Source organism: Neobacillus sp. WH10, assembly GCF_030123405.1.
GTDB lineage: Bacteria > Bacillota > Bacilli > Bacillales > Cytobacillaceae > Neobacillus.
Genome location: NZ_CP126110.1, coordinates 256,396 through 268,162 on the forward strand (window position 1 = coordinate 256,396; position 11,767 = coordinate 268,162).

Annotated in this window: 14 protein-coding genes; 9 read left to right on the top strand and 5 right to left on the bottom strand. The window is 34.7% G+C overall.

The annotated features are described in order from the left end of the window. Nucleotides 1–148 precede the first annotated feature (148 nt). The gene (locus QNH20_RS01330) at nt 149–382 is read left to right on the top strand and encodes a hypothetical protein (RefSeq protein WP_283921156.1); all 234 of its coding nucleotides are present in this window, start codon (nt 149–151) and stop codon (nt 380–382) included. A 124-nt stretch (nt 383–506) separates the two neighbouring features. On the opposite strand, the gene QNH20_RS01335 is transcribed toward QNH20_RS01330, so the two are convergent. Both QNH20_RS01335 and QNH20_RS01340 read right to left on the bottom strand, forming a co-directional pair. Then, nucleotides 507–1,193: an ABC transporter ATP-binding protein gene (locus QNH20_RS01335; RefSeq protein WP_283921157.1), complete on the bottom strand. Its 687-nt coding sequence runs from the start codon at nt 1,191–1,193 to the stop codon at nt 507–509. 1 nt (nt 1,194) lies between these two features. After that, nucleotides 1,195–2,229 (bottom strand): ABC transporter permease, encoded by a 1,035-nt coding sequence (locus QNH20_RS01340; protein ID WP_283921158.1) that lies wholly within the window; start codon nt 2,227–2,229, stop codon nt 1,195–1,197. 392 nt (nt 2,230–2,621) lie between these two features. On the opposite strand from QNH20_RS01340, the gene QNH20_RS01345 reads away from it, so the two are divergent. From QNH20_RS01345 to QNH20_RS01380, 8 genes are all read left to right on the top strand, one after another. Next, nucleotides 2,622–3,332 (top strand): ABC transporter permease, encoded by a 711-nt coding sequence (locus QNH20_RS01345; protein ID WP_283921159.1) that lies wholly within the window; start codon nt 2,622–2,624, stop codon nt 3,330–3,332. Continuing rightward, the gene (locus QNH20_RS01350) at nt 3,333–3,557 is read left to right on the top strand and encodes a hypothetical protein (protein ID WP_283921160.1); all 225 of its coding nucleotides are present in this window, start codon (nt 3,333–3,335) and stop codon (nt 3,555–3,557) included. A 223-nt stretch (nt 3,558–3,780) separates the two neighbouring features. Further along, complete coding sequence (locus QNH20_RS01355) at nt 3,781–5,157, top strand: alkaline phosphatase (RefSeq protein ID WP_283921161.1); 1,377 nt, start codon at nt 3,781–3,783, stop codon at nt 5,155–5,157. 103 nt (nt 5,158–5,260) lie between these two features. Continuing rightward, entirely contained in the window at nt 5,261–5,905 is a 645-nt protein-coding gene (locus QNH20_RS01360; RefSeq protein ID WP_283921162.1) for a DUF4352 domain-containing protein, read from the top strand. Nucleotides 5,906–6,245: 340 nt separating this feature from the next. Beyond that, the gene (locus QNH20_RS01365) at nt 6,246–6,875 is read left to right on the top strand and encodes a class I SAM-dependent methyltransferase (RefSeq protein ID WP_283921163.1); all 630 of its coding nucleotides are present in this window, start codon (nt 6,246–6,248) and stop codon (nt 6,873–6,875) included. Beyond that, nucleotides 6,872–7,417 carry a copper resistance CopC family protein gene (locus tag QNH20_RS01370; protein WP_283921164.1) on the top strand — a complete coding sequence of 182 codons (546 nt, stop codon included), beginning with the start codon at nt 6,872–6,874 and terminating at the stop codon, nt 7,415–7,417. The genes QNH20_RS01365 and QNH20_RS01370 overlap by 4 nt, the downstream gene beginning before the upstream one ends. Before the next feature lie 2 nt (nt 7,418–7,419). Next, nucleotides 7,420–8,496, top strand: coding sequence for a copper resistance D family protein (locus QNH20_RS01375; RefSeq protein WP_283921165.1), 1,077 nt, complete (start codon nt 7,420–7,422; stop codon nt 8,494–8,496). A 775-nt stretch (nt 8,497–9,271) separates the two neighbouring features. Beyond that, nucleotides 9,272–9,784 carry a DoxX family protein gene (locus QNH20_RS01380; protein WP_283921166.1) on the top strand — a complete coding sequence of 171 codons (513 nt, stop codon included), beginning with the start codon at nt 9,272–9,274 and terminating at the stop codon, nt 9,782–9,784. 178 nt (nt 9,785–9,962) lie between these two features. On the opposite strand, the gene QNH20_RS01385 is transcribed toward QNH20_RS01380, so the two are convergent. The 3 genes from QNH20_RS01385 to QNH20_RS01395 form a co-directional block, all read right to left on the bottom strand. After that, nucleotides 9,963–10,511 (bottom strand): hypothetical protein, encoded by a 549-nt coding sequence (locus QNH20_RS01385; protein WP_283921167.1) that lies wholly within the window; start codon nt 10,509–10,511, stop codon nt 9,963–9,965. A gap of 265 nt (nt 10,512–10,776) precedes the next feature. After that, complete coding sequence (locus tag QNH20_RS01390) at nt 10,777–11,040, bottom strand: hypothetical protein (RefSeq protein WP_283921168.1); 264 nt, start codon at nt 11,038–11,040, stop codon at nt 10,777–10,779. A 105-nt stretch (nt 11,041–11,145) separates the two neighbouring features. Beyond that, the gene (locus QNH20_RS01395; protein ID WP_283921169.1) at nt 11,146–11,751 is read right to left on the bottom strand and encodes a response regulator transcription factor; all 606 of its coding nucleotides are present in this window, start codon (nt 11,749–11,751) and stop codon (nt 11,146–11,148) included. Nucleotides 11,752–11,767 lie beyond the last annotated feature (16 nt).

Sequence of the window (11,767 nt, forward strand, 5' to 3'; positions counted from 1 at the left end):
GCTTGCCCGAATGAGACCTGTATTCAGACAGAATCTATCTTCTTTTACCTTGACCTGTCTGAATGAGACTTGCATTCAGACAGGATCTATCTTTTTTTGCCTTACCTTGTCCGAATGGACCCAGTATTCAGACAGGATGAAGCTTTTGTTGCCTTGGCTTGTCCGAATGGAGCCAGCATTCAGACAGGATGAAGCTTTTGTTGCCTTGGCTTGTCCGAATGGAGCCAGCATTCAGACAGAATCTATCTTCTTTTGCCTTGACCTGTCCGAAAGAGACTTGCAATCAGACAGGATCTATCATTTTTTGCCTTGGCTTGTCCGAATAGAGCCAGCATTCAGACAGGATAAATCATTTTTTGCCTTGCCTTGTCCGAAAAAGTGAACCTTCTAAAGGGACAGCATTCGATATTATATTGCCGAAATATACTAAACAGCCCTGAGCAAAAATGTCAGGGCTGTTTAAAAATATTTTATCTGGCTTTAATACTTTGTCTAATCTATAGAATTTAAACTACATTTTGCAAAACTTGTCCATCGCTCATTTTAACTATAGAGTCAACATAAGAAAGCATTTCTTCATCATGTGTAACCATTAAGGTAGTAATGTTTAGCGTTTTAGTTAAATTTCGGATTAACATCATAACATCTTTAGACCTTTTTGAATCTAAGCTCGCAGTTGGTTCATCAGCAAAGAGAACTTTTGGTTTATGGATAATTGCACGAGCAATGGCAACCCGCTGCTTTTCTCCGCCAGATAATGAAGATGGATAAGCATTTTTCCGATGGTCCATTTCAACTAATTTTAGTATTTTGTCAACTTCTTTTTTTTGTTCTTGTTTCTTTAGTTTTGATTCAGATACATCCAACATTAGCATCAGTTGCTCTTCTACTGTAAGAAAAGGAACAAGATGTGCAAACTGAAAGACGAAACCAAATTTACTTGCTCGTATTTTCCGTACTTGTTCTGGACTCATATTAATCATATTTGTTCCTTCGAATATTACTTGTCCATCTGATGCGGGTTGAAGTCCTGCAGCAATTGTTAGGAGTGTACTTTTACCAGAGCCTGATGCACCCACTAAAGCTGTTATCTCTCCTTCTCTAAGAGAAAGATTAATTCCTTTTAGTATTTCTTCCTTCACTTCACCATTAGTAAACGTTTTTCTAACTTCATCTATTGTAAATAATGCCATATTAAACCTCTCCTTGTTGTATTGCTTGTAATGGTTCGACTTTTTTAATTTGTAAACCGGATAGCGTAGCTCCAATAAATCCGATAATTAAGAAGACTATCGACAATTGTACTGTTGTTTCAGGGGTTAAACTAAATGGCATTCCTTCAGGTGCAATCATATTAAAGACTTGACTGAGTGTAATTGATATGACAAGTGCAATTACTGTAATAAACACCATTTGTGTCCACATCATTTTAAATAAGGCACTTGTTTTTACACCGATAGCTTTGAGAATACCGTATAAACCAATTTTTTGAACGTTCATCATATAGAAGAAGATAGCAAACAACATTCCGCTTATGACAACTAAAAACCAAACAATCATATTTAGGGACATCTGTTCTGCTTTATAACTTGAAATTGTATTGAGAAACTCTTTATTTGAAAATGATTGTAATCCAGCGACTGCTTGTGTTGAATCCCCTCCCGGCACGAAAATCATTTGCATTTCATCGACCCGGTAAATTTCTTTGTAGTCCTCCATACTGATATAAGCGACAGGTGCATGGCTGTATTTCTTTTGGTCCACAAAACCTTTTACAATAAACTCGCCACTATACTGATTATTAGTTAAGGTATCTCCAATTTTTATACCATCTTTCTCCATAGAGCTATCAAGTACAATTTCACCTTTTTTGACATTTTGAAACAATTTTGAATCTGTCGAGGTAACAAATGCGACGCTTTGTTGCTTACCAGCCTCATCATTCAAAAAGCCCATTTGAATTGATAGTGCTACAGCATCTTTCTCTTTGTTTAACATTTTATCTTGGGTACTGCTATCTATTCTTGACAGATTATAATTTTCGTCTGCATCCTTATTCATATAAAATTGTCCGTTTGGTAAATCTTTAATTAACGCAGCATTGTCCTGTGATAATCCATTTGCTAAACCAGATATAATAAATGTTAATAAACTAACAAGAAAAACGATTGAACCTAAAATCGAAAACCTTACTTTATTTTTCTTAATTTCTTTCCAAGCAATGTTCATCTTAATTCCTCCTATCTCTTTGTTACATCCTTAGTTTATAATCGTTATGTGAATAGAAGATGAACATGAAATTACATTTCTAGTGAAACATTAATCTTGAGAAATGAATAACTAAATAACCTGCTCCCTTTATTTTAGGGTGGCAGGTTATTTAGTTATTTGTATTGAAATGAGTAAATTAAGAATCTTTTAAGAATCACTTAAGAAATAAGTGAGTTTTTAGAACTAGAATAAATTTATCATAACAGTGAGAGGAGAATTAATGGAGCATACGGAGGCTCTTAGAACAAGTCAAAATGGTTATTTTTATAACACATAATGAATTCAATCGGAATGCATGCATGTAAAAATAAAAGAATTATTGCAAGGTTATATCTAGAGGAGAATAAGAAATGATAAGACTTATTAAATTGGAATTGAGAAGAAACAACATCCGAACCTATGTAATTGCCAGCATTATTATTACCATAGTTATGTTAGGATTTCTCTATCTTTTTGCATATGCGCCTAAGCTGGAGCCCACCGATAAAGACTTAGAGGTCTTTTTAGGATATAACAATCTTATCCCAATGTTCGGGGTAATAAATATGACGGCTTTTTGCGTATTATCGGCTGTTATGTATTCAAAATTTATAATCGAGGAATATTCCGGAAAGAGATCTATTTTACTTTTTTCATACCCGGTAAGCAGAAAAAAGATTTTACTTTCAAAATTAAGTGTTGTTAGCATATTTACGATTTTTTCAATGATTATCAGCAATCTTATTATTTTCTTGATATTTGGTATAACAGAAAAATCAATGCATCTTGTAAGTGGAGACTTTACTGCTTCTATCATGCTACAAGTAATAAAAATTACAGTCGTCATGGCCTTTATAGCCGCAAGTATAGGAATTATAGCAACAGGCATTGGATTTATTAAGAAATCAGTTGCTGCTACAATTGTTTCGGCTGTTCTTTTGGCTTCGTTAATGTGCAATATTGTGGGAAATACCACTTCAAGTATCACGGTCATATATATATTCAGTTTGATTATGATATTTGTCGGAATACTCTTTTCGAAAAACCTAATGCACAAAGTAAATCTTATGGAGGTAGAGTAAATGGAACAAAGAATTGAAAGGGCCATTGATAATGCACTTGAAAGTGTTTCATTACAGCTTAATATTTTTAGTGTTGGTTTGGGAATTGTGCTTATCATATTAGGAATTGTCCTCTTTCTCACTGGCAAGCGTACAAAAGGAAAAAGGGACAAAACAAATGTTGGTTTGATTTGTGCGGTAATTGGTATCGCCGCTATAGTGAGTGGGATTGTCCAAATGCTCTAAAGCAATTACATATTGGTTCCAAGTAAGCCGACTACTAATAAAAACAAAATAATACCGGCATGGATGCTTCCAAATTATTTTCATGATTTCTAATGGAAGATTTTTTAAATATTGAATATTTACATAATTCATAAAAATAATTTACGACTACTTAATATTAGGTCAACAATTTTCCATTATAGTAAGCATTGTGAAAATTAAAATATGATTTGGAGGTCTTTCAATGTTTATAAAGAAATTTTTAAAAAAGGCCCTCCCGGTTGCAGTTCTTTCAACTGTAGCAATGGGAAGTTTGATTGGAACTGTAGGAAATACATCCGTTCAAGCACAAGTAGAAAAAAACAACAACGCTGATATCAAGAATGTAATTTTCTTAATTGGTGATGGAATGGGTGTTTCTTATACTTCAGCTTACCGATACTTTAAAGACAACCATAATACGCCTGAAGTTGAAACAACGGAGTTTGATAAGTACCTCGTCGGGCAGCAAATGACTTATCCTGAAGATCCAGAACAAAACATAACGGATTCGGCGTCAGCAGCAACCGCAATGTCGGCAGGCGTAAAAACATATAACGCGGCGATTGCAGTAGATAATGATAAATCGAAAGTAAAAACTGTTTTAGAGGCTGCAAAAGAAAAGGGCAAAGCTACAGGACTAGTAGCTACCTCTGAAATCACACATGCAACTCCTGCAGCATTTGGTGCTCATAATGAGAATCGTAAGAATATGAATGCGATTGCTGATGATTATTACAATGAGTTAATTAATGGTAAACATAAAATTGACGTGCTTCTTGGCGGAGGTAAATCGAATTTTGAACGCCCAGATGTGAATCTTGCTGATGCCTTTAAAAAGGATGGATTCAGCTATGTAACGAATAAAGAACAGCTCTTAAAGGATAAAAACAATCAAATTCTCGGACTTTTCACTACTGGAGGTCTTCCGAAAATGATTGACCGTACAGAAGATATTCCATCACTTGAGGACATGACAACATCAGCAATCGATCGTTTAAACAAAAATAAAAATGGATTCTTCCTCATGGTAGAAGGCAGCCAAATTGACTGGGCTGGCCATGACAATGATATTGTCGGTGCAATGAGCGAAATGGAAGACTTTGAAAAAGCATTTAAGGCAGCAATTGAGTTTGCGAAAAAGGATAAGCACACTCTAGTTGTAGCAACTGCTGACCATTCAACAGGCGGATTTTCTATAGGGGCAAATGGTATTTATAACTGGTTTGGTAAGCCAGTCCAAGCTGCAAAACGTACACCTGCCTTTATGGCGGATGAAATTGCAAAAGGTGCAGATGTAGAGAAAACTTTAAAAAGTTATATTGATCAAAATCTTTTACCTTTAACAGATGCTGAAATTCAATCTGTTAAAAACGCTGGCAAAAAATCTAGTGATATCAGTACTGCTATCAAAACAATTTTTAATAAGCGTTCGTATACAGGCTGGACAACTGGCGGACACACTGGTGAGGATGTTCCAGTATTTGCATTTGGCCCATCTAAAGAGCGTTTTGCAGGACAAGTGGATAACACAGACCATGCAAAAATTATTTTTGATATTTTAAGTAATGGTAAAAAATAATTTATTAATTCAGCAAAGTAATGAATAATTTCTATCATGTCCCGTTGCTTTCAATAAGCAGCGGGTACTTTTTCTTAAGCCTGTAATAAGGAGGAAGACCCCTTTGAAAAAATATTTCTATCACTTTCTATTATTATCAGTACTTGCTGGGTGTTCAGCAGGAAACAATACTGAACCTCAAGGTGCCCAAAATATTACGGCAAAACCTACCCTAGAAATTAAAAATGATGTATATGTACCAAGCCCGCAAGTAACCGATGACCGTAATCTTGTAAATATAGGTGAAACTCTTTCTGACACAAAGGGCGAGCTAACCTTAAAAGAATACAAGAAAGTTAATATGGAAATTCAGGTAGGCCCTGCTAATATGATAATAAAAGATATAAAAGTGATGCACTTTGTTCCTGATTTCAGCATGATCGATTTTTTTCATGACTATACTCATGATGAAGAATTTGATTTTGTAAAGGTTGAAGTGGAAGTCAAGAATACATCTAACGAGGTAATAAAATTTAATCCAATTGCTTTTATTAAAATGAACAACGGGGAACAAAAAACTTGGGAAGACGATATTTATCTTGAAGAATTACCAGGAGAAATTGGACCAAACGGAGTTAAAAAAGGAAATCTAGGTTATATTTTAAAAGACACAAATGATATTAAATGGGTCGAACTGTTAACAAGCGATGTCGTAAATAAAAATGAAGAAAGCATTGCCGAAGCAAAAAACATAATAATTGATTTTTAATCGAGAATACTTAATTAAATAACATTTGAATGGGAATTCACAAAAAGAACATCGAAGCGATGTTCTTTTTCAATGCAATAATAAAACATTCAAATCATTATTTGACCAACTGCATCATTTTACATATACTAATAGTCAAATAGTTATTTGAATAATGGAAATTCGCGCAGTTGCTGACGATGTGAGAGGAAACAGTAAGTTAGTTATCCAGAAACTCCACTCATTAGGGATTCAAAAAAACGCTAATTGACACATTAAATGGTTTACGACTTCTCATCGTAAAAGACAAATAATACAGGACTTCCCAACATTGGGAAGTCTTTTAGTGGGAGGGGAACATGTGAATAATGGTTGGAATCGCATGATTTATAAATGCTGGTCGCCGATTTATGATCATTTTTTTAATTCAGGGATGTTCCTAAAAGCAAGAAACGAAATATTTCGAGATATATCTCTTGAAAAGGGGAGTAAAGTTCTATTTGTTGGTGTAGGGACCGGAGCTGATCTTCCTTATTTTTTGAACAAGGGCTATGACATTACCGCGATTGATTATTCTTCTGATATGTTGAGAGTGGCAAAAGAAAAATATTCTGATTCCTCTGTAACCTTTTTAGAAATGGATGCACAAAATATGGATTTTCCTGATGAATCTTTTGACTTTATCGTTGCAAGTTTAATACTTAGCGTTGTTCCTGACCCTAAAAAAACGTTGAATGAAATGATTAGGGTTCTAAAGAAAAACGAATACTTTCTTGTTTTCGATAAATTTTCTCCTAAAAATAAAAATATGAATATCAAACAAAAAATTTTTCGCCCCATTATTAAATTATTCGGTACAGATATAGGTCTGGATTTTTATCAATTATTTAAGATAGCTGAAAATCATTGCGATGTCATTCAAGATGAAAACGTTATGTTTAATGGAATGTATAGAAAAATTTTAGGGTTCAAGAAAGGAGAAACAAAATGAAAAAATTACTATTCGTATTAATTAGCATATTGGTGATGATTCCTGCTATTGCAAGTGCACATACGGAATTAGCTTCATCTAATCCTGCTTCAGGACAAGTAGTGACGGAAGACTTGAAAGAAATTGTCCTTACATATGAAGGAAAAATCGAATCCTTGAGTACGATGAAATTAGTGAAGGATGGGGCAGAGATACCTCTTATAAGTGTTGTACCAAGAGACAAACAACTGGTAGGGACTTTATCAGCCCCTCTTGAAAATGCCTCGTATACAATTCAGTGGAGTATTGCTGGTGAAGACGGTCATCCAATAACAGGTGAAATACCATTCTCCGTACATATGGCACAAAAAGAAGAGCAAAAGACAGAAGCGAAAGAGCCAGTTGCGGTTAATAAAGAAGAACCAAAAAATGAGAATACAAAGCAGGAACAAGCCAAAAAGCAAACGAATGAATCATCATCAAACATGAAAACAACTATTACTGTGGTGGTTGTGTTAATTTTGGTTATTGGGATGTTCCTGCTATTTAGAAGGAAACGATAAGTATGGGTTTTTTAATTCCGATTGCAGATTTTGGAACTTATTTAATGTTTTCCATTTTAGTAGGGCATGTTGCACTACAATTTGTTCCTGAAACCAATAAACCAAAAATCTATATTGCAAAACCTTTTTTATTGCTTTCAACACTAGGAATTATTATTTTTACGTTAGGACCGATTGTTCAGACCATTTCCTATTTTCAAGATGGCGTTGGTTTTGCTCTAGCAGCTAAATCTGTTTTATTGGATTTTCAAGTAGGGAAAGCCTGGATTTTTATTGGGTTTATGGCAACCTTCTTATGGATAACGTTATTGTTAGACGGCTCAAAATATTTTCAGGCATTTTGGCTATTGTTAATAACCCTAGCAGTTGGTTATTCAAGTCATGTGGCTTCGCTGTCATTTTGGGCAGGTTTATTTTCTCACAGTACACATTTTTTGATGGTCACGTTGTGGACTGGCATTATTATTAATGTAGCATGGTTCTCGAAGGATCAATCTAATTGGTCAAAATTTTTGCGTTGGTTTACACCATTTGCATCTATATGTTTTATCATCATTATCTTAAGTGGAATCTATCTAATGCTTTTTGTTGTTGAACCAAAGGATTATGTGAAAGCCTGGGTCTTGCCATACGGTCAGATGTTGCTTTTAAAACATATAAGTATTATTCCTGTTGTGGTTTTTGCCTTTATTAATAGTGTTCTGGCAAGAAAATCATTAAACCATTCTTATTTTAATCCTCGACCATGGATAAGGGGAGAAAGTGTTGTATTATTAATTGTTTTTTATTTTACAGCTGTTATGGGAACCCAATCGCCGCCTCATGAGGTTGAATTTACTATTAAATCAGAAGGGGCATCTAAATGGGTTGAATGGTTTTTAGGGAAGAACATTATTTCAACCCTAAACATTAATCTATTACCAACTTTTCAAGCTGTTTTGCTAATATTACTTTCAATGCTATTTTTGATTTTAATTCTGCTTAGCTTTAAAAGAGCCAAATCTGTAGCAGCAGTCGTATTTGGAGTTGGTTTTATTATTACTTTATATATTGGTTTAATGTTTACATTGAGCATTTGATTGATGGAAATTGCCTTTATGGATACTCATGGCTAATGAAGGTAATTGCTTACAAGCCCAATATATTATTAACTGATAGGACTATGTTTAATGGTCCTATTTTTTCTGTTTCGGAAACCATTAAATCTGGAACCAGTGGCTATTTTTTCGTTATGTTAATTTCAACTTAAAAACAAAATAGATCCGACTATTTGCCGGATCTATAATAAAAGGGGGGTTGAAATTAAAAGGTTTGCATGAATGTGTCCTAGTTACATAATTTATAATACTACGAAAATATTAACATTATTTGAACGAAATATTACATAATGATTAAATAATAATAGAGAAAAAATGTAATAGCCTCAGTTCGTCCTTTTGAATTCTATGCATTGATATTGGCACCTTCCTTAATAAGTTTGTTTATGGTGTCCGTTTCCCTAAACTGTGCTGCTCGAAGTAGCTGTTTATTCAATCCTTTTCTCACGTAAATTAGTGTCCATGTATTTCATTTACAAAACTTTATTTTCTTTTAATATTTAGTTTACTAAGTTGTTATAGTTATTTAATGAACTTCTCTTATGATTTATTTGTAAAACAAAAATATCGATGAAAAAATTCAACAAGAATGGTTTACTCTTGGGAGTGTAATATTACTATCATTTGTCCGCTAGGAGTAATTTACTAAAAGAGATTATAATTGGTGCTTATGTATTATTGACTATAAATTTGATTTAATCAATAATGATAATCGTTATCATTTATAAACATTACTGTTTACTGAGGGGAAATTATTGTGTTCATTCAATTTTTAAGGGAAAACCGCTATGCATCATTGTTTCTTACTTTATTTCGCGTATATCTTGGATGGCAATGGCTAAATGCTGGTTGGGGGAAAATCTCTAGTGGCAAATTTGATGCAAGTGGCTTTCTAAACGGAGCAATAAAGCAGGTATCTGGTGAACATCCAGCCGTTCAACCCTGGTGGGGTAACTTTTTGAATGATGTTGCATTGCCACACGTTGAACTTTTTAATGTTTTAGTTCCTTGGGGAGAATTCTTAGTCGGTTTAGCATTAATCATCGGAGTTTTCACTAGTTTTGCTATGTTAATGGGTCTTACGATGAATTTTGCTTATATGCTTTCAGGTACTACTAGTACAAATCCCCAGATGGTTTTTATTGGGATGTTTATTCTTGTAGCTGGAATAAATGCGGGGAAAATTGGTTTAGATCGTTGGTTAATGCCCATTTTAAGAAAATGGATCAATAATAAAGATGAGAAGGAAAAATTACCACAAAGCGCCTAATTATTAAAAAAGTCTTTCTTAATGAAAAAATATAAAACATTGGAAGAGCCGACCAATAGGTTAGCTCTTTTTAACATTTAATTACCACTTGAATAAAAAATGGAAATGGTCTAATTATCTTGTGTATGTTGAGTACTATAAATAATTATTTTATATAATGCTTCAACGAAGTTAAAAATCAGGCACTTTTATTTTTTGCTTTTTTCGGCCAAATAAAATAGCTGATTGTAATAATCAAATCAATGCTTAGAACTATTGACCAAATTTTTATCATCCCGCTTAATGCCGCAGTTCGGGTTGGATCATTTATAAAATAAGTCATCCCGGCTAATAATCCAGCGCCAATAAGATATGCAATGACATGCCTTACCCAGCCTTTCATATAATGCTTTGCATGTTCCATGCCGAACCGCTTCGCTGGTTTTGAACCTTGCTTTGTTACATAATACTGAAACCGCTCATCTGCCCATTGAATCATGCTTTTTCCAAATGCAATGGATACACCGATATAAACTGCAGCAATCGCATGCGCTTGTGTTGCAGTCGCACCGCGGTATAAATCAATACCAGTGATAATTAATAAAATTAAATCAATTACCGGGGTTAATGCTAAAAAGAATAGTCCTAATCTGTTCAGCTTGAATACATACCGTGTTACTAACCCTAATACAATTACAATCCAAAACATTATTTCACAGGTGACAATCATCCATGCAACAAAGTTCAACGTCACACCTCTTTTCAATACAGACATATTGTTTTAAGTTAATTCATCATCTTAAACGTATTCAACTGATAAAAAACTATGTTAAGGAAGGCGAAATTCCTTTTATCCAAAGTTATGTCGCAGTCCTTATTAATCTAGTTGACCATATTTAAGGGATGAAGAAATTTCTTTATTACTAGATCCATTGGCTTCCGATAACGGGTTTTATCAAATTTAGGTATTCGATTCTCTTCTAACCGCTCTTTTCTAAAAGATAGTTGCTTTTTTAGATTCGCTCATAGAATCTAAAAATTTCCGCAAGTTGAAGCGGCTTTTCCGCAAGTTGAAGCGGCTTTTCCGCAAGTTGAAGCGGCTTTATCGCAAGTTGGAGTGCCTTTATCGCAAGTTGGAGTGCTTTATCGCAAGTTGGAGCGCCTTTTCCGCAAGTTGAAACGGCTTTTCCGCAAGTTGGAGTGCCTTTTCCGCAAGTTGGAGTGCCTTTATCGCAAATTGGAGTGCTTTTTCGCAAGTTGAAGCGGCTTTTCCGCAAGTTGAAGCGCCTTTATCGCAAGCTGGAGTGCCTTTATCGCAAGTTGGAATGCCTTCCCACAAGTTGAAGCGCCTTTTCCGCAAGTTGGAGCTCCTTTTGCTTTTCTCAGAGCCACCCTTTTTCCGTAGCAATATTCACGGCTTGCTGCCGCGACTCTGCTTCAAGTTTCTGGATAGCAGAGGATAAATAGTTACGCACGGTTCCTTTCGTTAAGAAAAGTACCTTGCTGATTTCTCTTGTCGCTAATCCATCTTTTACAAGGCGCAACACTTCTGTTTCCCGTTCACTCAATGGGTTTTTTTCTTTCATAAAGAGTGTTGCTGCCAGATCCATACTGACAACACGCTCTCCATTCATGACTTTACGGATTGACTCAATGAGAAAATCAATCGGCTCATCCTTTAATAGGTATCCATTCACTTGAGAATCGATTGCTTTTTGCAAATAACCAGGACGGGCAAAAGTAGTGACAATTATTATTTTACTAGGTATATTAGCGTTCCTTATTTTCTCTGCCAATTCAAGACCACTAATAAAAGGGATCTCAATATCAAGTAAGCATACATCTGGCTGTTCACTTTGTATGACATCCCAAGCTTTTTGTCCATCTGATACTTCTGCCAGCACCTTAATATCTGTTTCAAATGCCAATAAAGATGTTAATGCACCACGGAGCATTTGTTGGTCTTCTGCAATGACTACTCGTATCATAAAGCGGGATTCTCCT